The following is a 21,509-nucleotide window of genomic DNA, read 5'->3' as shown; positions in this document are numbered from 1 at the left end:
TGCGTGGTCCGCGCCCGCCGCGGACGTCTGCTTTGCGTGTGACAACCACCTGCCGACGAGGCTGATCATGACCCGAGACGAATTCCTCCGCCTGGCTAGCCAGGACTTCAACCGCATTCCGCTGGCACGCGAGGTGCTGGCCGATCTGGATACCCCGCTGTCGACCTGGCTGAAACTGGCCGATGCGCCCTTTTCCTACCTGCTCGAATCGGTGCAGGGCGGCGAGAAGTGGGGGCGTTACTCGATCATCGGCCTGCCGGCACGCACCCTGCTGCGCGTAGATGGCCACAGCGCCGTGGTGCTGGTCGATGGCGTTGAGACCGAGCGCCACGAGTGTGCCGACCCGCTGGCCTTTGTCGAGCAGTTCAAGGCCCGCTACCGGGTTGCCGATCTGCCCGGTCTGCCGCGTTTCAACGGCGGGCTGGTGGGCTATTTCGGCTACGACAGCGTGCGTTATGTGGAAACCAAGCTGGCGCATTGTCCGCACCCGGACCCGCTGGGTACTCCGGACATCCTGCTGCTGGTGAGTGACGAGGTGGTGGTGTTCGACAATCTGGCCGGCAAGCTGCACGCCATCGTGCTGGCTGATCCGTCACGCAGCGATGCCTACGATGCCGCCAATGCGCGTCTGGATGCACTGCTGGCGCAGCTGCGTCAGCCGCTGGCGCAGCGCAAGGCACTGCGGCTGGATGTGCGCCCGGACCGTGATGATCTGGATTACAGTGCCAGCTTTACCCGCGAGGATTTCGAGCAGGCGGTGGCCCGGGTCAAGGACTACATACTGGCCGGCGACTGTATGCAGGTGGTGTTGTCGCAGCGCATGAGCATTGATTTTCGTGCCGCGCCGATTGACCTGTACCGAGCCCTGCGCAGCCAGAACCCGACGCCCTACATGTACTTCTTCAATTTTGGTGACTTCCATGTGGTCGGCAGTTCGCCCGAGGTGCTGGTGCGGGTCGAGGACGGCGAAGTCACGGTGCGGCCTATTGCCGGCACTCGCCCGCGCGGGGTTACACCGGAGGATGACCTGGCCCTTGAACGTGACCTGCTGGCCGACGCCAAGGAGATTGCCGAACACCTGATGCTGATCGACCTTGGCCGCAATGACGTTGGCCGGGTGGCCGAGGTCGGGCAGGTCAGGGTCACCGAGCAGATGGTCATCGAGCGCTATTCGAATGTCATGCATATCGTCTCCAATGTGCGTGGCCAGTTGCGCCATGACCTCAACGCCATGGATGCCCTGCGTGCCATTCTGCCCGCCGGCACCCTGTCCGGTGCGCCGAAGATTCGCGCCATGCAGATCATTGATGAGCTGGAGCCGGTCAAGCGTGGCGTGTATGGCGGCGCGGTCGGCTACTGGGCGTGGAACGGCAACATGGACACCGCGATTGCCATCCGCACTGCGGTGATCAGGGATCGCACCCTGCACGTGCAGGCCGGCGCCGGCATCGTTGCCGACTCGGTACCCGAGAACGAGTGGGAAGAAACCATCAACAAGCGTCGTGCCATGTTCCGTGCCGTGGCGCTGGCCGAACAGTCGGCGGAGTGAGGGCACAGACATGCTGCTGATGATCGACAACTACGATTCCTTCACCTTCAACGTGGTGCAGTACCTCGGCGAGCTGGGTGCAGAGGTGAAGGTGGTGCGCAACGACGAGCTGACGGTGGAGCAGATCGAGGCGCTGCAACCGGAGCGGATCGTCATTTCCCCCGGCCCCTGTACGCCCAACGAGGCCGGGGTATCGGTGCCGGTGTTGCGCCACTTTGCCGGTAAGCTGCCGATTCTTGGCATCTGTCTGGGCCACCAGAGTATCGGTCAGGCCTTTGGTGGTGAGGTGGTGCGGGCGCGTCAGGTGATGCACGGCAAGACCAGTCCGGTGTTCCATCAGCAGCTGGGGGTGTTTGCCGGGCTGAACAATCCGCTGACGGTGACCCGCTACCACTCGCTGGTGGTGCGCCGCGAAAGTTTGCCGGACTGTCTGGAAATCACCGCCTGGACACAGCACGAGGATAGCTCGGTGGACGAGATCATGGGGCTGCGCCATCGCCAGTACATGATCGAGGGCGTACAGTTCCACCCGGAATCCATCCTCACCGAACAGGGCCACGAACTGCTGGCCAACTTCCTCAGGCAGCATGGCGGCCTGCGCGGCTGAACCCCGGGTTGCTGAACAAGGAGCAGAACATGGATATCAAGACGGCACTGGCGCGGGTGGTCGAACATATCGACCTGAGCACTGAAGACATGCAGGCGGTGATGCGCCAGATCATGACCGGCCAGTGCACTGATGCGCAGATTGGCGCCTTTCTGGTGGGCCTGCGCATGAAGGGCGAAAGCATCGACGAGATCACCGGTGCCGCGCAGGTCATGCGCGAGCTGGCTTCGCGGGTCGAGATTGACGCCGAGCGGCTGGTGGACACCTGCGGCACCGGCGGTGACGGCGCCAATATCTTCAACGTATCGACGGCGGCGGCGCTGGTGGTGGCGGCGGCCGGTGGCCGGGTGGCCAAGCATGGCAACCGCGCGGTGTCCGGCAAAAGCGGCAGTGCCGATCTGCTTGAGGCGGCCGGCGTCAATCTGGCGCTGACCCCGGAGCAGGTGGCGCGCTGTGTCGAGAGTGTCGGCGTCGGTTTCATGTTCGCCCCGGCGCACCATGGTGCGATGAAGCATGCGATTGGCCCGCGCCGTGAGCTGGGCCTGCGCACCATCTTCAACATGCTCGGCCCGATGACCAACCCGGCCGGCGTGCGCCATCAGGTAATCGGCGTGTTCAGCCAGAAACTCTGCCGGCCGATGGCCGAGGTACTCAGCCGTCTTGGCAGCCAGCATGTGCTGGTGGTCTGCGCCAAGGACGGTCTGGACGAGTTCAGCCTGGCCACGCCCAGCCACGTCGCTGAACTCAAGGATGGCGAGATTCGCGAGTATGACCTGAGCCCCGAGGATGTCGGCCTGCAAAGCCGCAGCCTGATCGGTCTGAGCGTCGAGGACCCGCAGGCCTCGCTGGCGCTGATCCGTGATGCCCTCGGCAAGCGGGAAACCGAGGCCGGTGAGAAGGCCGCCGACATGATCATCCTGAATGCCGGCGCTGCCCTGTATGCTGCCGATCAGGCGTCGACTTTCAGCGAGGGTGTGCAACTGGCCTCGGATGCCCTGTATTCCGGTATGGCCCGGGAAAAACTCAATGAGCTGGTGGCCTTTACCGAGGTGTTTCGTGAGGAAGCGGCACAATGAGCGTTCCAACCATTTTGCAGAACATCATCGCGCGCAAGTATCAGGAAGTGGCCGAGCGCCGCGCCCGTGTTTCTCTGGACGAGCTGCAGCGGCTGGCCGCCGGTGCCGATGCGCCGCGCGGTTTTGCTGCGGCGCTGCAGCAGCGCGCCGCCCGCCGTGAGCCGGCGGTGATTGCCGAGATCAAGAAAGCCTCGCCGAGCAAGGGCGTGCTGCGCGAGCACTTCGTACCGGCGGAGATTGCCGCCAGCTACGAGAAGGGCGGTGCAGCCTGTCTGTCGGTGCTGACCGACCGGGACTTTTTTCAGGGCCACGAGGACTACCTGCGCGAGGCCCGCGCCACCTGCCGCCTGCCGGTGATTCGCAAGGATTTTCTGGTCGACCCCTATCAGGTGGTTGAGGCGCGGGCAATCGGCGCCGACTGCATCCTGCTGATTGCCGCCTCGCTGGATGACGGACAGATGCACGAACTGGCTGCCTGTGCCGCCGAGCAGCAACTGGATGTGCTGGTCGAGGTGCATGACGGGCTCGAACTGGAGCGGGCGCTGCGTCTCGACACCCCGCTGATCGGCATCAACAATCGCAACCTGCACAGTTTCGAGGTGAGTCTGGAGACTACCCTCGAGTTGATTCCGCAGGTGCCGGCTGACCGTCTGCTGGTCACCGAGAGCGGCATCCTCAATCGGGCCGACGTTGAGCTGATGCTGGCCCACGATATCTATGCATTCCTGGTCGGTGAGGCCTTTATGCGTGCCGCAGACCCGGGCGCCGAGCTCAAGCGGCTGTTTTTCTGAGTGGTCTCAGCTGCGACCCGGCCCCTGCCGCCGGGGTCGCCATCAATAGCAGCTACACGCCGCAGCGATGATCTATCGGCTGAGTCGATAATTTAAAGCCAATATTTGCGCTATTTGTTCCCCTGCTTCGATGTGAGAATGGCTTTCATCAAACTCAGGGAGACCCCATCCATGGCACTGAAAAACACCCCGCAGGGCTATGGCCTGGTCAGTATCAGCCTGCACTGGCTGATGGCCGTTGGCATTCTCGGACTGGCGCTGCTGGGTCTGTGGATGACCGATCTGACCTATTACAGCCCCTGGTACCGTACCGCGCCCTTCTGGCACAAGAGTGTCGGCATTCTGCTGGCTGTGCTGCTGCTGGTGCGGCTGTTGTGGCGCTGGAGCAACCCGCGACCGGCCCATCTGTCCAGCCACACGGGCTGGGAGACCCGGCTGGCCTCACTGGTACACGGCCTGCTGTATCTGTTGCTGCTGGTAATCCTGCTCAGTGGTTACCTGATTTCCACTGCGCGCGGGCAGGGCATCAGTGTGTTTGGCTGGTTTGAACTGCCGGCACTGATCAGTGGTCTGCCACAACAGGCAGACCGTGCCGGCGCCGTGCACTACTGGGCGGCCATGCTGCTGCTTGGGCTGGTTGGCCTGCATGCGCTGGGCGCGCTGAAACACCACCTGATTGACCGTGATAACACCCTGCGGCGCATGCTTGGCCTGCGTCCGCGTACCCCTACCAAGGAGAACTGAAATGAAAAAGACCATTGCTGGCGTGTTGCTGGGTTCGCTGTTGGGTGCCGCTTCTCTGGGCGCGCAGGCGGCCGATTATGTGATCGACAAGGAAGGTCAGCACGCCTTTATCAACTTCCGTATCAGTCATCTGGGCTTCAGCTGGTTGTATGGCCGCTTCAACGATTTTGACGGCAGCTTCAGCTGGGACGCCGCCGCCCCCGAGCAGAGCAGTGTGCAGGTAAGCATCAATACCGCCAGCGTCGACTCCAACCATGCCGAGCGTGACAAGCACCTGCGCAGCCCGGACTTCCTGAATGTCTCTGCCCATCCGCAGGCCCGCTTTGTTTCCACCGGTGTGGAAATGACCGGCGAGGATACCGCGAAGGTCACTGGCGAGCTGACCCTGAATGGCGTGACCCGCCCGGTGGTACTGGATGCGCGCTTTATGGGCGAAGGCCAGGACCCCTGGGGTGGTTACCGTGCCGGGTTCGAGGGCACTACCAGTCTGCGCCTGAAAGATTTCGACATCGCCATGGATCTTGGGCCGGCCTCCCAGGAGGTCGAGCTGATGCTGACCATCGAGGGGATTCGCAAGTAATCCGTGCCACCGTTGTCTTTTCTGCAACAACAGGTCCCGCTCGCATTGTCTGTCGGCGGGACCTGTTTCTGATAGGATTGCGAACAATAATGATTCGCATGCATTGGCTTTGCGAATCGCCATCCGTATTCTGTCAGGAAGTTACCATGCCCCCATTTTCCCTTCGCCGCTTTGCCTCGGCTGGCACGCTGCTGTTGGCTTGTTTGCTGGCGCCAGTTACCTACGCCGACACCTTTCTGAGTGTCGAACATGCCAGCGGCACCACTGACGTATCCTTGCTGCCAGAGAAGGCGGTGGTGATCGACTGGTCGACGCTGGACACGCTGCAGCAGCTGGGCGTAACCGTACAAGGCACGCCAGGCAACGCTGCCCCAGAGCTGCTTGTGCAGTACCGGAGTGGTGATTTTATTCGGGCTGGCAGTTTGTTCGAGCCGGATCTGGAAGTGCTGAAGAACAGTCAGCCGGATCTGATCATATTGGGGCGTCGCGCCCAGCCGCAGTTCGCCGAGGTAGCCCGGTTCGGCCCGACCATCGACCTGACACCGAACCCGCGCGACCTGCTTGGCAGCCTCAAGCGCAATACCCGCATTTTGGGTCAGATATATGCCCGGGAGGAGCAGGCCGAGGTCTTGATCGAACGCCTCGAATCATCGATCCAGCAACTGCGTGAGATGACCGCAGTTGGAGGCAATGGCCTGCTGGTGCTGACCACGGGCGGTCGTATGGCGGCTTTTGGCAGCGGCACCCGCTTCGGCATGATCCACGATGTATTCGGTTTGCCGCAGGCGGTCGACAATCTGCAGGTTGGTCGTCATGGGCACTCGGTATCCTTCGAGTTTCTGCTTGAAGCCAATCCGGACTGGTTGTTTGTCATGGACCGGGATGCTGCCATCGGTCGTGAAGGCGTCGCTGCCGCCCAGCTGATGGACAACGAGTTGGTCAAGGCCACCACGGCCGGGCAGAAAGGCCAGATCGTCTATCTGGACCCGGTCAGCTGGTACCTGCTCGACAACAGTGGGATCGGCGTCATGCAGACCAGTGTTGACGCTCTGATCGAAGCCTTTGCTGCCGCCAACCGTTAAGACCCTGCCGAATGTCTGTTTCAGAACCAGTCGCGCGTGGCATCACGGCCACGCGCCTTACCCTGTGGTTCATTATCCTGCTGATACTGGTGATCGGGTTGGCGCTGTGGAGCCTGAACGTTGGTGCCAGTCGCATGAGTCTGCTCAATGTGCTGACCGGCGATCCGGATGATCGGCTGTCGAAAATCCTTTTCGCCAGTCGCCTGCCACGCACCCTGGCCTTGCTGCTGGCCGGTTCGGCGCTGGCGGTGGCCGGGCTGATCCTGCAGATGATGGCCCGCAACCGCCTGGTTGAGCCCTCCACGGTCGGCACTATGGAAGCGGCCGCGCTGGGCCTGCTGGTGCTGGCCTGGCTGGCACCGGGGGCCTCATTGTCGCTGCGCTTTGCGCTGGTCAGTGTGTTTGCGTTGGGCGGCACGCTGATCTTTCTGGCCGTACTGCGGCGCATTGCCCTGCGATCGGCGCTGATCGTACCCCTGGTGGGGCTGGTACTGGCCGGGGTGATTGCCGCCGCCGGGGCGCTGCTGGCCCAGCAACTGGATCTGAGCCAGTCACTCCGGGCCTGGAACAGTGGCGATTTTTCCGCTGTGCTGCGCGGCCGTTATGAGCTGTTATGGCTGGCTGCCGGTCTGACCGTGGTCGCTATGCTGGCGGCGGATCGCTTTACCGTGATCGGCCTGGGCAAGGATTTTGCCACCAACGTCGGGGTCAACTATGGCCGGCTGATGGGGCTTGGCTTGCTGCTGGTGGCGATGATTTCTGCCAGCGTGGTGGTCGTGGTCGGTGCCATTCCCTTTATCGGTCTGGTGGCGCCCAATCTGGCGCGCTGGCTCTGTGGTGATCAGTTGCGCCGCAGCATTCCACTGGTGGCCTTGCTGGGCTCGGCCTTGATGCTGGCAGCTGATCTGGCCGGAAGGTTGATCATTCATCCGTTCGAGGTTCCCTCGTCCGGTTTGCTGGCCGTGACCGGCTGCCTGGTGTTCCTGGTGATTCTGATTCGGGGGCGCAAGCAATGGGCCTGACCTTGAATCCTGTCTGGCGGCTGAGTCTGCTGGCACTGCTGGCGGCGTTCTGCGCTGTGGGCTTTATGACCCTGCGGGTGCAGACCGACTGGGGCTTTATCCTCGAATACCGTGGCCCGCGCCTGCTGGCCATGTTGCTGGTAGCTTGGGCCATTGGTCTGTCGACCGTGCTGTTCCAGAGCATTACCCAGAACCGCGTGCTGACCCCGGCATTGCTTGGTTTTGACGTGCTTTTCCTGCTGGTGCAGGTCGTGGTACTGCTGATCTGGGGCGCGGCCCAGTGGCAGGGGCTGGCCTTGCCGCTGCGTTTTGGCCTGGAAGTGCTGGCCGTGGTGCTGCTGGCGCTGCTGATTTTCCGTCTGCTGTTCAGCGGTGCGGTGCGCAGCCTGCATCTGCTGATCCTGATCGGCATTCTTGCCGGTATCCTGTTCCGCGAGCTGGCCGACTTGCTGCTGCGCCTCCTCGATCCTGGCGTGCTGGCGATTGATCGCGGCCGCAGCGCCGCCAGCTTCAACCGCATCAATGTCAGCCTGCTGGGGGTGTCGGCCGCCTTCGTCGGCGCGGCCAGCCTCTATGTGCTGTGGGTCTGGCGCAAGCTCGATGTGCTGGTGCTGGGGCGGGATATTGCGGTCAATCTGGGGCTGGATTATCAGCGCCTGGTATTGCGGCTGCTGGTGGTCATTGCCGTGCTGGTAGCGGCTGCCACTGCACTGGTCGGTCCCACTCTGTTCTTCGGCCTGCTGGTCGCCAACCTTGCCTACGTGCTGATGGGCACCCAGCAGCACCACTGGACCCTGCCGGCCAGCGTCTGCGTCGGGGTGATCTGTCTGTTCGGCGGTCAGTTGCTGCTGGAGCATGTGCTGGTCTCCAGCCTGCCGCTGTCGCGGGTTATCGAACTGGCCGGTGGCCTGTTGTTTATCGCCCTGTTACTGCGCGGAGTGCGCCAATGATTGAAACCCACGAACTCAGCAAGCGCTATGGCGATCAACTGGTGGTCGACAACGTCAGCCTGCAGATTCCCAAGGGCGGCTTTACTGCCATCATCGGCCCCAACGGTGCCGGCAAGTCGACCCTGCTGTCGATGATCAGCCGATTGTTGCCGATGTCCGCCGGGCGGGTACTGATCGACCAGCTGGATGTGGTGCGCACCCCTGGTGCTGAGCTGGCGCGCAAGCTGTCGATCCTGCGCCAGCATAATCAGACCAGCATGCGTCTGAGTGTGCGCGATCTGGTCGCCTTCGGCCGCTTCCCGCATTCTGGCGGACGCTTGACCGCCATCGACCAGCAACAGATCGACGCAGCCATCGACTATCTGCGCCTGACCCCGTTACAGCACCAGGCCATCGACGAGCTGTCCGGCGGCCAGCGGCAACGCGCCTACGTCGCCATGGTGATGTGCCAGGACACCGACTACGTGCTGCTCGATGAGCCACTGAACAACATCGACATGCGCCACGCCGTGGAGATGATGCAACTGCTGCGCAGCGCCGCCGATGACAAGGGTAAAACCGTGGTGGTGGTCCTGCACGACATCAACTTCGCTTCCTGCTACGCCGATCACATCATCGCCATGCAAGCTGGCAAGCTTGCTTGCCAGGGCAGTCCGGATGAGCTGATTCAGGATGCCGTGCTGCGCGATCTGTACCAGATGGATATTCGGGTGCATGAGATCGAGGGCCGCAGGATTTGTACCTACTATCGCTAAGCTCTAACGTCTGGCGGCAAGCGCCTGCGGACCGGTTTTACCGGCACTAGGTGGTTTGATGCTGCCGATATTGCTCGGCTTCCTCTAACAACCAGTCTCTGAATGCCTGCAGCGTGGCGGACTCCGCCTTGCGCTCGGGTATCGCCAAATAATAGGCATTGTCACTGTCAAAGCTCTGTAAGCAGGGGTTGATCAGCTTGCCGCTGGCCAGTTCATCCTGGATCAGGAAGGGCGGGATCAGGGCAACGCCCATGCCATGCATGGCGGCCTGGGCAAGCATCGAGAACAGTTCCAGGCGGGTGCCGTTGAGGTCATGCTCAACGCGCATGCCGAGTGAGGCAAACCACTGACGCCAGGCGTAGGGACGAGTAGTTTGCTGCAGCAGCGGCAGCTGGGCGATCTGTATTGGTGTTAGCTCGCTGGCGGGGGCGATCAATGCCGGGCTGCACACCGGTACCGGTGATTCGTGCATGAGAAAGTGCGCTTCGGTACCCGACCAGTCGCCGTCACCAAAATAAATTGCTGCATCGAATTCGGTATCGGCAAACAGAAAGGGCCGGGTGCGGTTGGTCAGATTGACCGTGACATGCGGATGTTGCACAAGGAAACCCTGCAGTCGTGGCAGTAGCCATTGCGTGGCGAAGGTCGGCACGGTGGCCAGTTCCAGGGTCGCGGTGCCCTGGTTGCCCATCACTGAGAGCGTGTCGCGCTCCACCGCATCCAGCCGGCTGGCGATGCGCCGGCTGTAGGTCTGGCCGGTTTCGGTCAGCTTGACGCCGCGTCGGGTGCGGCGGAACAGTTGCACATCGAGAAACTCTTCCAGATTGGCAATCTGCCGGCATACCGCGCTTTGCGTCAGTGACAGCTCTTCGGCGGCCTTGGTAAAGCTTTCATGTCGGGCGGCGGACTCGAAACAGATCAGGGCCTGGGTTGGCGGGATCTTGCGGCGCATGGGGGGCTCCTGCGGCTGAGTCTCGGAGTTCCAATCTAGCACAACTGGCTGCAAAAAACGCGTTTGCCAGTCACTCGTGCGGGGTCTACGCTTACTTCACCTGATAGCGCCCGTGACGGGCGACTGTTCCTTAACCGAATACCGGAGTTCCCATGGCTGCCAACGCACAATTCAACTGGATGGACCCGCTGCTGCTGGATCAACAACTGACCGAAGAGGAGCGCATGGTGCGCGATTCGGCGGCGCAGTACTGCCAGGACAAGCTGATGCCGCGGGTGCTCAACTCGTTCCGCAATGAAGAAACCGACGCCTCGATCTTCCGTGAAATGGGCGAGCTGGGGCTGCTGGGTGCGACCATTCCTGCTGAATACGGCGGCAGCGGCCTTAACTATGTCTGCTACGGCCTGATCGCTCGTGAGGTGGAGCGTGTCGATTCCGGCTACCGTTCGATGATGAGTGTGCAGTCCTCGCTGGTGATGGTGCCGATCAACGAGTTTGGCAGTGAGGAGCAGAAGCGCAAGTACCTGCCCAAGCTGGCCAGCGGTGAGTTTATCGGCTGTTTCGGACTGACCGAGCCGGACCATGGCTCGGACCCGGGCTCAATGATCACCCGGGCGAAGAAAGTGGATGGCGGTTACCTGCTGAAGGGCGCCAAGATGTGGATCACCAACAGTCCGATTGCTGACGTGTTTGTGGTCTGGGCCAAGACCGAGGATGACCTGATTCGCGGTTTCATTCTGGAAAAGGGCTGGAAAGGTCTGAGCGCGCCGGCGATCAAGGGCAAGGTCGGTCTGCGCACTTCGATCACCGGTCAGATCGTGATGGAGGATGTGTTCGTTCCCGAGGAAAACCTGATGCCCGGCGTGACTGGCCTGCGTGGCCCCTTCACCTGCCTGAACTCAGCCCGTTACGGCATTGCTTGGGGTGCACTGGGTGCCGCCGAGTTCTGCTGGCACACTGCGCGCCAGTACACCCTGGACCGCAAGCAATTTGGCCGCCCGCTGGCGCAGACCCAGTTGATCCAGAAGAAGCTGGCCGACATGCAGACCGAAATCACCATGGCCCTGCAGGGTTGCCTGCGTCTGGGCCGCATGAAGGACGAAGGCACGGCGGCAGTCGAAATTACCTCGATCATGAAGCGCAATTCCTGCGGCAAGTCGCTGGACATTGCCCGCGTTGCCCGTGACATGCTCGGCGGCAACGGCATTTCCGATGAGTACGGGGTGATTCGCCATGTGGTCAACCTGGAGGTGGTCAACACCTATGAAGGTACGCATGACGTGCATGCGCTGATTCTGGGTCGTGCGCAGACCGGGCTTCAGGCGTTTTTCTAAAGCAGCTGTAAGCTACAAGCTGTAAGCGGCAAGCCGGTCGTGAAGGACTGGCTTGCCGTTTTTATATGGGGGCCCGATAGATGAAAGCAGACGCCTTTTCTGGTCACTGCACTGACAGCTTGCCGCTTGTTGCGGCACGCTTGTGGCTGCGCCAATGAGTGCGCTGGCTGGCCTTAAAGTCCTCGATCTGTCCCGCGTGCTGGCCGGCCCCTGGGCCGGGCAGTTGCTGGCTGATCTTGGCGCCGATGTGGTCAAGGTCGAGCGGCCGGGCGCCGGAGATGATACCCGTGCCTGGGGGCCACCTTTCCTGAAGGATGCCGAGGGGCGAGACACCTCCGAGGCGGCCTACTTTCTTTGTGCCAACCGCAACAAGCGCTCCATCGCTATCGATTTCACCCGGCCCGAGGGTCAGCAACAGGTGCGCGCGCTGGCGGCCCGGGCCGATGTGCTGATCGAGAACTTCAAGGTCGGCGGACTGGCGGTCTATGGGTTGGATTACGCCAGTTTGCAGGCGCTTAACCCCCGGCTTGTCTACTGCTCGGTGACCGGTTTTGGCCAGAATGGCCCCTATGCCACGCGCGCTGGTTACGATTTCATGATTCAGGGTCTGGGTGGACTGATGAGTGTGACCGGACGGGCAGATGGCGAGCAGGGTGCGGGTCCGGTCAAGGTCGGCGTAGCCCTGACCGATGTGCTTACCGGTTTGTACGCCAGCAATGCAGTTCTTGCGGCGCTGGCTGAGCGTGAGCGCAGCGGTCTGGGGCAGTATATTGATCTGGCGTTGCTGGATGTACAGGTGGCTTGCCTGGCCAATCAGGCACTGAATTATCTGTCTACCGGGCAGGCACCTTCGCGGCTGGGTAACGCGCATCCGAATATCGTGCCCTATCAGGATTTTCCGACGGCTGATGGCGACCTGATTCTTACCGTTGGCAATGACAACCAGTTCCGCAAGTTCTGCGTGGCAGCAGGGCATCCGGAGTGGGCCGACGATTCGCGTTTTTCCACTAATGCCGCGCGAGTGGCGCATCGTACTGAGCTGGTTCCACTGATCCGGCAGGTAACGGTATTTCGCACTACTGCCGAGTGGGTGGCTTTGCTGGAGCAGGCGGGGGTGCCCTGCGGTCCTGTGAATGATCTGGCTGCAGTCTTTGCCGATCCCCAGGTACAGGCGCGCGGACTGCAGTTACGTATGCCGCACCCGCAGTCCGGGCATGTGGATCTGGTGGCCAACCCGATCCGATTTTCACGTACGCCGGTAACCTATCGTCGACCACCACCCTTGCTTGATCAGCACGCCGATGAGGTGCTGGCCGACTGGCTGGGTTGATCAGCCGTTGGTTGGTACCAGTAGCACCGGTTGACGGCTTTCGCGGGCCACCCCTTCGGCAACACTGCCAATCAGCAGTTCGACAATCGGTGTTGTGCCGCGCTTGCCGATAATCAGCAGGGCAGCCTGTTCGTCCTCGGCAGCTTTGACGATTTCGCTGATTGCCGAGCCTTTCAGGCGGCGGGCGGCAACATTTTCGTGTTGGCTGGCCAGGCTCGACAGCACCCGGTGCGCCTCTTCCTCGTCATCGTGCTGATCGGCATCCACCCAGACAGCCAGTCCATGGCTTCCGGCGCTGACCAGCGCAGAAAATACTTTCTCTGCGGAGCGGGCTGCGGCCGAGCCGTCGGTGGCAAAGACCACCGGTGCGTGGGGCTCGACGACGGCCCCATCGCTGGACAGGATCAGTAGCGGCAACTTGCTCATGCGAGCCAAATTGACCACTACGTTGCCCACCAGTAGTTCGCGGCTGGCGGAATGGCTGCGATTGAGCGCAATCACGCCATCGGCTGCTGTATCGCGGGCGGCTTGTAATACTTCTGAGGCAGCAAAGCCATGGCGCACCTGACTGTCGGCCTGTACGCCCAATTCACTGGTAATACGCAGCGCCAGATCGGCAAGATTTCTTTCGGCAATGGCAGGGTCGTCTTCCGAGCGCTGTCGCTTGAAACCTTCTACGGCATAAACCAGGGTCAGGCGCTCAATACCGAGCAGCGGCATCAGTGCAGGCAGGTGGTCGAGAGTTCGCTCCCACTCCGGGGTAAAGTCTACGCTGAGAACACAATGCTTGAACATGACAAGCTCCTTATCGTGGTTGTTGTGTCACGCTCCAGTCTGGCACAGCAGCGCAGACCTGCCATGATCTGCATCAATCCTCGTAGTCGTCCACTGGGAGCTGGCTGCAGTCACCACTGATCCAGCGCGAAGTATCACGGGTTTCAATATCCATGGTCTGACCGCCGGCAAAGGCGGCACCGGCCGTTTCATCGAGACTGACAATCCCTTTGCCGCTCAGACGGGAGCGGACTTCCTTGTTACTGATTATTTCCACTTCGCCATTGATACTGCCGACAAACCCCTCGCTTCCGGTATCCCTGCAGTTGCCGGTGAACAAGAGCTTGTTGCCGCTGGAGCCGCTGGTCGAAATATCGCAGTTGGGCATTTCCTTTTTTGCCTGCTCCAGCCAGCCGTCATAACCCCGGGCTGCTTCTTGCTCGGTAATGCAGTAATCGTTGGTGTTCATGTCGCCCATTTCACCAAGCATGGCCTGCATGGTGGCACGTTGGTCGGCGGGGAGACTGTCGAGCATGGCCTGTTGGGCCTGTCGCATTTGCGCAAGGACGTCGGTACCGTTGATCAGAACGCTGCTTTCGCTGCGCCATACGCCGGGGTCAGGTCTGAGGCTTTGGGCATGGCTGGCGGTGCTGATCAGGCAAAGACCGGTGATAAGTATGCTGATCCCTGTTTTCATCGGGAGATCCTTCAACGGGTGAATGAAGGTCCGATTATGGGAAGGCCGCCGCCGGCTTGCAAATCCGGCGGCGGGTTCAGGCGGGGGTTAGCGTTTGCCGAACAGAGCAGGCCGCTCTTTCTGGTCGCGACCACGAGGCTTGCGGGTATCTTCCGGCGGCGCCATGCGATTGCCATAGGCCTGATGCCGGCGTTCCTCGGCAACCGTGTCGTTTGGCTCACTGAACAGGATGCGTTTAATGCGCTCATCCTCACGGTTCGGCTTGGCCGGACGCTGCTGGTTGCGGCCGCCGCTGCGCGGCTTTTCTGCGGCTGCCGCAGTGCCTTGGGTTTTGCCGCCGCGGCGCGGGTTATTGCTCTGGCCTGCGCCGGCCGGTTTGCCGGCAGCTGGCTTGCTGCTGGCATCACGGGCTGCATTGTTAGTGCGTGGCGTTCTTCCGCGTGGCGCCTGACGCTCGGGGCGATCGCTGTTGAGGTCGGCCTGCGTCGGGGCGACGAAACCCAGATCGTCACCTTCCTCAAGGCGCTGGCGGGTCATGCGCTCGATGGCCTTGAGCAGGCTTTCCTCATCCGGGCTGACCAGCGATACGGCTTCGCCGCTACGACCGGCGCGACCGGTACGACCGATCCGGTGAACATAGTCTTCGGCGACGTTTGGCAGCTCGAAGTTCACCACATGCGGCAGCTGGTCGATATCCAGACCGCGCGCGGCGATATCGGTGGCGACCAATACCCGCAGCTGGTTGGCCTTGAAGTCGGCCAGCGCCTTGGTGCGGGCGTTCTGACTCTTGTTGCCGTGGATGGCAGCAGCCGGCAGGCCGTTCTTTTCCAGATACTCGGCAAGGCGGTTGGCGCCATGCTTGGTGCGGGTGAATACCAGCACCTGCTCCCAGCCACCGAGGGTGATCAGGTGTGCCAGCAGGGCGCGCTTGTGCCCGGCAACAATGCGGAACACCTTCTGCTCGATGCGCTCCACCGTGGTATTCGGCGGGGTCACCTCGATGCGTGCCGGGTTATGCAGCAGGCGGTTGGCCAGTTCGGTGATTTCCCTGGAGAAGGTTGCGGAAAACAGCAGGTTCTGGCGCTTGGCCGGCAGCCGTGCAATGACCTTCTTGACGTCATGGATAAAGCCCATGTCGAGCATGCGGTCGGCTTCATCCAGCACGAAAATCTCGACCTGTGACAGGTCGACCATCTTCTGGTTGGCCAGATCCAGCAGGCGACCGGGGCAGGCCACCAGAATGTCGAGGCCCGGAGCCAGTGCCTTGACCTGCGGGCTGGCACCAACACCGCCAAAGATGCAGGCGCTTTTCAGGGGCAGGTCGCTGGCATAGGAGCGGATGCTGTCATGCACCTGGGCCGCCAGTTCGCGGGTTGGGGTCAGCACCAGGGCGCGGACCTGACGCGGACCGATCTGGCGGCCATGTTCGGGGTGTCCGTTGGGGAACAGCAGTTCCAGCATCGGCAGGGCGAAGCCGGCGGTCTTGCCGGTTCCGGTTTGTGCCGCCACCATCAGGTCGCGGCCTTCCAGCACGGCAGGAACGGCCTGCTGCTGGACGGGGGTCGGCGTGGTATAGCCGGTGGCCGCGACAGCGCTGACAAGCGCGTCGGACAGGCCGAGGGAAGCAAAGGACATGCAGATAAACCTTGTGATGGCCGTCTGCGAACTCGAGTGTCCGTGCGGCCGTTGGTGGGGAGCGGGGCATTTTAGCAGATTATCGGAATCTGCGCTGCCCGGCTGTGGAAAGCGTCTCTGGCGGCTAGCTGCAAGTGGTTGGCCGCTAGCCGCGAGCTGTTATCCGCGCAGGTTGTGCCATACCGCGAGACTGGGTTCGGCCTGGTTCAGCGTGTAAAAGTGCAGGCCCGGCGCGCCGCCATCCAGCAGTTGCTGACACATGCTGCTGATCACCTCGGTGCCGAAGGCGACTATGCTGTCGCTGTCGTCACCATAGGCTTCCAGCTGTTTGCGGATCCAACGCGGGATTTCCGCACCGCAGGCATCGGAGAAGCGTGCCAGCTTGCTGTAGTTGGTGATCGGCATGATGCCGGGAATGATCGGAATCTCCACGCCGGCCTGACGCACGCGCTCGACGAATTGGAAATAGCAGTCGGCATTGAAGAAGTACTGGGTAATGGCGCTGTCGGCACCGGCTTTGGCCTTACGCACGAAATTCGCCAGATCGACCTCGAAATTGCGTGCCTGCGGATGGGATTCCGGGTAGGCGGCGACTTCGATGGTGAAGTGATCACCGGTCTCGGCCCGGATGAACTCAACCAGTTCGTTGGCGTAGCGCAGCTCGCCGGAGGCCTGCCCCATGCCCGAGGGCAGGTCGCCACGCAGCGCGACTATGCGCTTGATGCCGGCGTCACGGTACTGCTTGAGCAGGCTGCGCAGTTCTTCCTTGCTGTCACCGACACAGGACAGGTGTGGCGCGGTCGGCACCTTCACCTCACCATCCAGTTGCAGCACGGTATTCAGGGTGCGGTCACGGGTCGAGCCGCCGGCACCGTAGGTCACGGAAAAGAATTCCGGTTTTTCTGCAGCCAGCACACGGGCGGCGGCTAGCAGTTTTTCATGCCCGGCATCGGTCTTGGTCGGGAAAAACTCGAAGCTGACCGGGGTAGAGGGGGATGTCATTGTTGTTCACCTTAATATGGCTGAAGGCCTGACGCTTGAGGCTGGAAGGTCCGGGGAGCATGCAGATCAAATCGGCTGTGTGCCAGCGCAATAACCGGTGACCTGTTCAGGACACGCTGTAAATACATCCCTGTACGCTCGGCGATGCCCGTCCAGGGCATCGACGGTCCTGAACAGGTCACCGGTTACCGCGCCCATGAAGATCGCTGCAATTGATCAGCATGCTCCCCGGACCTTCCAGCCTTCAGCGGCTGTTGTTAATACCGATAATCATCCGACTTGAAGGGACCTTCGGCATTCACGCCGATATAGTCGGCCTGGGTCTGGGTCAGACGGGTGATCACGCCACCGAAGCCCTTGACCATTTCCAGTGCGACTTCCTCGTCGAGCTTCTTCGGCAGTACTTCGACGCGCAGTTTGCCAGCCTTCTGCGCCGCCGGCAGATCAGCGAAGCGCTCGGCATACAGGTGAATCTGTGCCAGCACCTGGTTGGCGAAGGAGCCATCCATGATCCGGCTCGGGTGGCCGGTGGCGTTGCCCAGATTGACCAGGCGGCCTTCAGCCAGCAGGATCAGGTAGTCGTCGTTGCTCGGGTCAAAGTTGTCCTTGCCGGTGCGGTGCAGCTTGTGCACCTGCGGCTTGACCTCTTCCCAGTGCCAGTTGGCGCGGGTGTAGGCGGTATCGATTTCGTTGTCGAAGTGACCGATGTTGCACACCACGGCACGCTTTTTCAGCGCCTTGAGCATATTGGCGTCACACACGTTGACGTTGCCGGTGGTGGTAACGATCAGGTCGATCTTGCCCAGCAGCTCGGCGTCGACGCTGGCGGCAGTGCCATCGTTGAGGCCGTTGCGATACGGCGAAACCACCTCGTAGCCGTCCATGCAGGCCTGCATGGCGCAGATCGGGTCGATCTCGCTGACCTTGACGATCATGCCTTCCTGGCGCAGTGAGGCAGCCGAGCCCTTGCCGACGTCGCCATAGCCGATCACCAGCGCCTGCTTACCGGACAGCAGATGGTCTGTGGCGCGCTTGATGGCGTCGTTCAGGCTGTGACGGCAGCCGTACTTGTTGTCGTTCTTGCTCTTGGTCACCGAGTCGTTGACGTTGATCGCCGGGACTTTCAGGGTGCCTTTTTTCAGCATGTCGAGCAGGCGGTGCACGCCGGTGGTGGTTTCCTCGGTGATCCCGTGGATGCGCTCAAGCATCTGCGGATACTTGTTGTGCAGGATTTCGGTCAGGTCGCCACCGTCATCCAGCACCATATTGGCGTCCCACGGCTGGCCATCCTTGAGGATGGTTTGCTCGATGCACCATTCGTATTCGGCCTCGGTTTCGCCCTTCCAGGCGAACACCGGGATGCCGGCGGCGGCTATGGCGGCGGCGGCCTGGTCCTGTGTGGAGAAAATGTTGCAGGACGACCAGCGCACCTCTGCGCCCAGCGCGGTGAGGGTTTCGATCAGCACCGCGGTCTGGATGGTCATGTGGATGCAGCCAAGGATTTTCGCGCCCTTGAGCGGCTGTTCGGCCTGGTACTTGCGGCGCAGGGCCATCAGGGCCGGCATTTCCGACTCGGCAATGATAATTTCCCGGCGGCCCCAGTCGGCCAGGCTGATGTCGGCAACCTTGTAGTCGCTGAAGTTCTCTTGCATGACTGCACTCATGGTTGTTTCTCCATTCGTCGTTGGCGAATGGGCGCGGTTACTCATGTTCACCCCTGACCGAGCCTGACGACCAATGTCGCTGCAGCGCCCCTCGGTCGGGGTGTGTTGCAAACTGTGTGTGCTGGCCGGGCCGGACGGGGCTTGGGTTACAATCCCGCCGGTGCGCCACCTTACTGTTCTGCTGCGGATGAAACCATGCTTACAGCTTCACCCCTGAAATACCTGACCCTCGTTGCCTTCGGGCTGACCCTGGCTGCCTGCAGTAGTCCGGTTGATCCAGACTCGCCAGAGGGAAAACGGCAGGCTGCCTTCAAGCAAATACTCAATCACAGCGAGCCGATGGTCGGCATGCTGACCGGTCGCCTGAGCTTTGACGGCGAGCGGTTTGCCGAACATGCCGCACAACTGCAGGCACTCAGTGATGCGCCCTGGGAATACTTTCCAAGCCCCGGCAATTCGAACCAGCCGAACGCTGCACGCCCTAAAATCTGGTCCGACCCCGAGGGCTTCAGTGCTGCCGTCGACGCTTACAAGGCGACTGTCGAACATCTGTTGGCAGTTACTGTTGAGGGCGTCGACAGCGCCGATCAGGTCCGTGGCCCGATGACCGAGGTTCAGCGGGCCTGCAAGAGCTGTCACGACGCCTACCGGCGCTGAGCCCCGGATCAGGCGTCGGCCTTGAGGGCTTCGGCCTTGTCGGTCTTCTCCCACGGGAAGGCGGTGAAGCTGTCGCCATTTACGCTCATCTCGAAGGGGTTGCGGCCAAAGTGGCCGTAGGCCGCCGTGGCCTTGTACATCGGGTGCAGCAGGTCGAGCATGCGGGTAATCGCATAGGGCCGCAGGTCGAAGTGCTGGCGCACCAGCTGGATGATCTTGTCATCACTGATCTTGCCGGTGCCGAAGGTGTTGATCGATACCGAGGTCGGCTGGGCCACACCGATGGCGTAGGACACCTGGATTTCGCACTTGTCGGCCAGGCCGGCGGCAACGATGTTTTTCGCCACATAGCGACCGGCGTAGGCGGCGCTGCGGTCGACCTTGGACGGGTCCTTGCCGGAGAACGCGCCGCCGCCGTGGCGGGCCATGCCGCCGTAGGTGTCGACGATGATCTTGCGACCGGTCAGGCCGCAGTCGCCCACCGGCCCACCGATGACGAACTTGCCGGTCGGGTTGATGTGGAATTGGGTGTCGGCGTGCAGCAACTCGGCCGGAATCACATGCTTGACGATCAGCTCCATCACCGCCTCGCGCAGGTCGCTCTGGCTGACCTCAGGATTGTGCTGGGTTGACAGCACGATGGCGTCGATGCCGACCACCCGGCCGCCTTCATAACGGCAGGTGACCTGCGACTTGGCATCCGGGCGCAGCCACGGCAGCAGGCCGCTCTTGCGCGCTTCGGCCTGGCGCTCGACCAGCCGGTGGGCGAAGGTGATTGGTGCCGGCATCAGTACGTCGGTTTCGTTGCTGGCATAGCCAAACATCAGGCCCTGGTCGCCGGCGCCCTGGTCTTCCGGCTTCTGCCGGTCGACACCTTGGGCAATGTCCGGGGACTGCTTGCCGATGATGTTGATCACGCCGCAAGTGGCGCCGTCATAGCCGACCTCGGAGGAGGTGTAGCCGATGTCGCAGATCACCCCGCGCACCAGTTCTTCCAGATCGACCCAGGCGCTGGTAGTGATTTCACCGCCGACGATGGCTACGCCGGTCTTGACCATGGTTTCGCAGGCCACACGGGCGAACTTGTCCTCGGCGATGATGGCATCCAGCACGGCGTCGGAGATCTGGTCGGCGAGCTTGTCCGGATGGCCTTCGGAGACCGACTCGGAGGTGAAGAGGGAGTAATCGCTCATGCTGTGACACCTTCTGTTGGGATCGCGTGAGTGGAAAGGGGTTTGCTGAATTGCTGAATCTGCAGCTGGAAGCCGTTGCGCAGCCCCAGGTACTGGCTGTGTCCACCGAGCAGGCCGGCAGTGGCCGCCCAGCGGCCGAGGTCCTGCGGGTCAAAACCCAGCCAGAGATCGCCGCAACTGTCGCGGACCCAGCTCTGGTCGTGGCTGCACAGCTCGGTAAGTACCAGGCTGCCGCCGGGCTTGAGCAGCCAGGCCAGACGCTGCAGGGCATCCGCCGGGGCCGGCATGTGGTGCAGCACCATATTGCATACCAGGCAGTCAGCGGCGGGCAGATCGCTGGCTGTCAGTGCATCCACCAGCAGGCAGTCGACATTCGCCAGTCCGGCCTCGCGGCACAGCTGACTGGCGCGCTCCAGCATCGGCGGCGCATTGTCGAGTGCCAGCACCCGCTGGAAGCGCCGCGACAGGTCCGGTAAAAAGCCGCCTTCGCCGGGGCCAACTTCAATCGCCAGTGCCTGTGCCGGCAGCGCCAGGGTATCGATCAGTGCCAGCAGCGGCTCGCGGTACAGGCCAAAGTGGGCAATCAGGTCCTGCTGGGCCGGGGTGCCATCGGCAAACCGTGCAAAGAACTGGCGCGACAGTTCGGCGCGTTGTGTGTGCACCTGCTCGATGGCGCTGCGGGTGGTCTCACCCTGCGGCAGCGCATCCAGCCCTTCCAGCAGTTGCGCATGCAGTGCCTGCCAGGGCTGGCCGGCATCCGGCAGGCTGCGGCGGTAGAAAATCGAGGTGCCCTCGCGGCGGGTGCTGACCAGTCCGGCATTCGCCAGCACCTTCAGGTGGTGGCTGAGCGCCGGCTGGCGTATGTCGAAAATCTGTGCCAGTTCCAGTACGCCGAACGAGTGGCTGCCAAGCACCCGCAGGATCTCCAGACGCAGACTGTCGCCGGTTGCCTTGCAGAAGGCAGCCAGTTGTTCGATGGCGGAGGTGTCCGGCAGTACCGGCGCGGTCAGGCGATTGGCTAGCATGGCGAGCAGTCTAGGCGGCGTCGGGTGTGCTTTCAAGGCTTATATCAAAGTTTTTTGATATAGCGCGACAAATGGTCGCCATTCGTCCGT

The 21,509-nt window shown here is 62.0% G+C and carries 21 protein-coding genes and 1 riboswitch; of the genes, 13 read left to right on the top strand and 8 right to left on the bottom strand.

The annotated features are described in order from the left end of the window. Window positions 1-67 precede the first annotated feature (67 nt). The 10 genes from trpE (at window position 68) to BMZ23_RS03345 (ending at window position 9,156) form a co-directional block, all read left to right on the top strand. Complete coding sequence (trpE, locus tag BMZ23_RS03390) at window positions 68-1,549, top strand: anthranilate synthase component I (RefSeq protein ID WP_093472740.1); 1,482 nt, start codon at window positions 68-70, stop codon at window positions 1,547-1,549. Window positions 1,550-1,559: 10 nt separating this feature from the next. Beyond that, window positions 1,560-2,156 carry an aminodeoxychorismate/anthranilate synthase component II gene (locus BMZ23_RS03385; RefSeq protein ID WP_093472738.1) on the top strand — a complete coding sequence of 199 codons (597 nt, stop codon included), beginning with the start codon at window positions 1,560-1,562 and terminating at the stop codon, window positions 2,154-2,156. A gap of 29 nt (window positions 2,157-2,185) precedes the next feature. Beyond that, the gene (gene trpD, locus BMZ23_RS03380; RefSeq protein WP_093472736.1) at window positions 2,186-3,232 is read left to right on the top strand and encodes an anthranilate phosphoribosyltransferase; all 1,047 of its coding nucleotides are present in this window, start codon (window positions 2,186-2,188) and stop codon (window positions 3,230-3,232) included. Further along, window positions 3,229-4,023: an indole-3-glycerol phosphate synthase TrpC gene (trpC, locus tag BMZ23_RS03375; RefSeq protein ID WP_093472734.1), complete on the top strand. Its 795-nt coding sequence runs from the start codon at window positions 3,229-3,231 to the stop codon at window positions 4,021-4,023. Before trpD ends, trpC begins: the two co-directional genes overlap by 4 nt. A 171-nt stretch (window positions 4,024-4,194) precedes the next feature. Then, a complete protein-coding gene (locus BMZ23_RS03370; protein ID WP_093472732.1) occupies window positions 4,195-4,767 on the top strand; it encodes a cytochrome b in 573 nt (190 codons plus the stop codon). Window position 4,768: 1 nt separating this feature from the next. Beyond that, window positions 4,769-5,347, top strand: coding sequence for a YceI family protein (locus tag BMZ23_RS03365; protein ID WP_093472729.1), 579 nt, complete (start codon window positions 4,769-4,771; stop codon window positions 5,345-5,347). A gap of 146 nt (window positions 5,348-5,493) precedes the next feature. Further along, on the top strand, window positions 5,494-6,429 hold the full coding sequence (locus BMZ23_RS03360) for a siderophore ABC transporter substrate-binding protein (RefSeq protein WP_177197208.1): 936 nt from the start codon (window positions 5,494-5,496) through the stop codon (window positions 6,427-6,429). A gap of 11 nt (window positions 6,430-6,440) precedes the next feature. Next, window positions 6,441-7,451 (top strand): iron chelate uptake ABC transporter family permease subunit, encoded by a 1,011-nt coding sequence (locus BMZ23_RS03355; protein WP_093472723.1) that lies wholly within the window; start codon window positions 6,441-6,443, stop codon window positions 7,449-7,451. After that, a complete protein-coding gene (locus BMZ23_RS03350; protein WP_093472721.1) occupies window positions 7,442-8,401 on the top strand; it encodes an iron chelate uptake ABC transporter family permease subunit in 960 nt (319 codons plus the stop codon). Before BMZ23_RS03355 ends, BMZ23_RS03350 begins: the two co-directional genes overlap by 10 nt. Continuing rightward, entirely contained in the window at window positions 8,398-9,156 is a 759-nt protein-coding gene (locus BMZ23_RS03345; RefSeq protein ID WP_093472718.1) for an iron ABC transporter ATP-binding protein, read from the top strand. The genes BMZ23_RS03350 and BMZ23_RS03345 overlap by 4 nt, the downstream gene beginning before the upstream one ends. Window positions 9,157-9,202: 46 nt before the next feature. On the opposite strand, the gene BMZ23_RS03340 is transcribed toward BMZ23_RS03345, so the two are convergent. After that, window positions 9,203-10,108, bottom strand: coding sequence for a LysR family transcriptional regulator (locus tag BMZ23_RS03340; protein ID WP_093472715.1), 906 nt, complete (start codon window positions 10,106-10,108; stop codon window positions 9,203-9,205). 152 nt (window positions 10,109-10,260) lie between these two features. On the opposite strand from BMZ23_RS03340, the gene BMZ23_RS03335 reads away from it, so the two are divergent. Both BMZ23_RS03335 and BMZ23_RS03330 read left to right on the top strand, forming a co-directional pair. After that, window positions 10,261-11,442, top strand: coding sequence for an acyl-CoA dehydrogenase (locus BMZ23_RS03335; RefSeq protein ID WP_093472712.1), 1,182 nt, complete (start codon window positions 10,261-10,263; stop codon window positions 11,440-11,442). A 154-nt stretch (window positions 11,443-11,596) separates the two neighbouring features. Then, window positions 11,597-12,772, top strand: coding sequence for a CaiB/BaiF CoA transferase family protein (locus BMZ23_RS03330; RefSeq protein ID WP_093472709.1), 1,176 nt, complete (start codon window positions 11,597-11,599; stop codon window positions 12,770-12,772). Here BMZ23_RS03330 and BMZ23_RS03325 read toward each other — a convergent pair whose 3' ends face one another. From BMZ23_RS03325 to ahcY, 5 genes are all read right to left on the bottom strand, one after another. Next, window positions 12,773-13,567 (bottom strand): universal stress protein, encoded by a 795-nt coding sequence (locus BMZ23_RS03325; RefSeq protein ID WP_093472706.1) that lies wholly within the window; start codon window positions 13,565-13,567, stop codon window positions 12,773-12,775. A 73-nt stretch (window positions 13,568-13,640) separates the two neighbouring features. Further along, complete coding sequence (locus BMZ23_RS03320) at window positions 13,641-14,243, bottom strand: DUF3617 domain-containing protein (RefSeq protein ID WP_093472703.1); 603 nt, start codon at window positions 14,241-14,243, stop codon at window positions 13,641-13,643. Between the two features lie 87 nt (window positions 14,244-14,330). Next, entirely contained in the window at window positions 14,331-15,878 is a 1,548-nt protein-coding gene (locus BMZ23_RS03315; RefSeq protein WP_245748105.1) for a DEAD/DEAH box helicase, read from the bottom strand. A gap of 159 nt (window positions 15,879-16,037) precedes the next feature. Further along, window positions 16,038-16,880, bottom strand: coding sequence for a methylenetetrahydrofolate reductase [NAD(P)H] (gene metF, locus BMZ23_RS03310; protein WP_093472700.1), 843 nt, complete (start codon window positions 16,878-16,880; stop codon window positions 16,038-16,040). A 257-nt stretch (window positions 16,881-17,137) separates the two neighbouring features. Beyond that, window positions 17,138-18,544 (bottom strand): adenosylhomocysteinase, encoded by a 1,407-nt coding sequence (gene ahcY, locus BMZ23_RS03305; RefSeq protein WP_093472697.1) that lies wholly within the window; start codon window positions 18,542-18,544, stop codon window positions 17,138-17,140. Window positions 18,545-18,566: 22 nt separating this feature from the next. Then, window positions 18,567-18,643, bottom strand: a riboswitch (S-adenosyl-L-homocysteine riboswitch). A 96-nt stretch (window positions 18,644-18,739) separates the two neighbouring features. On the opposite strand from ahcY, the gene BMZ23_RS03300 reads away from it, so the two are divergent. Next, window positions 18,740-19,201 (top strand): c-type cytochrome, encoded by a 462-nt coding sequence (locus tag BMZ23_RS03300; RefSeq protein ID WP_093472694.1) that lies wholly within the window; start codon window positions 18,740-18,742, stop codon window positions 19,199-19,201. Window positions 19,202-19,209: 8 nt separating this feature from the next. On the opposite strand, the gene metK is transcribed toward BMZ23_RS03300, so the two are convergent. Continuing rightward, entirely contained in the window at window positions 19,210-20,394 is a 1,185-nt protein-coding gene (gene metK, locus BMZ23_RS03295; protein ID WP_093472690.1) for a methionine adenosyltransferase, read from the bottom strand. Beyond that, window positions 20,391-21,419, bottom strand: coding sequence for an ArsR/SmtB family transcription factor (locus BMZ23_RS03290; protein ID WP_093472688.1), 1,029 nt, complete (start codon window positions 21,417-21,419; stop codon window positions 20,391-20,393). The genes metK and BMZ23_RS03290 overlap by 4 nt, the downstream gene beginning before the upstream one ends. Window positions 21,420-21,509 lie beyond the last annotated feature (90 nt).

Source organism: Halopseudomonas yangmingensis, from assembly GCF_900114825.1.
In the GTDB taxonomy this organism is placed as follows: Bacteria; Pseudomonadota; Gammaproteobacteria; order Pseudomonadales; family Pseudomonadaceae; genus Halopseudomonas; species Halopseudomonas yangmingensis.
This window is presented reverse-complemented; position numbering and strand designations above follow the sequence as displayed.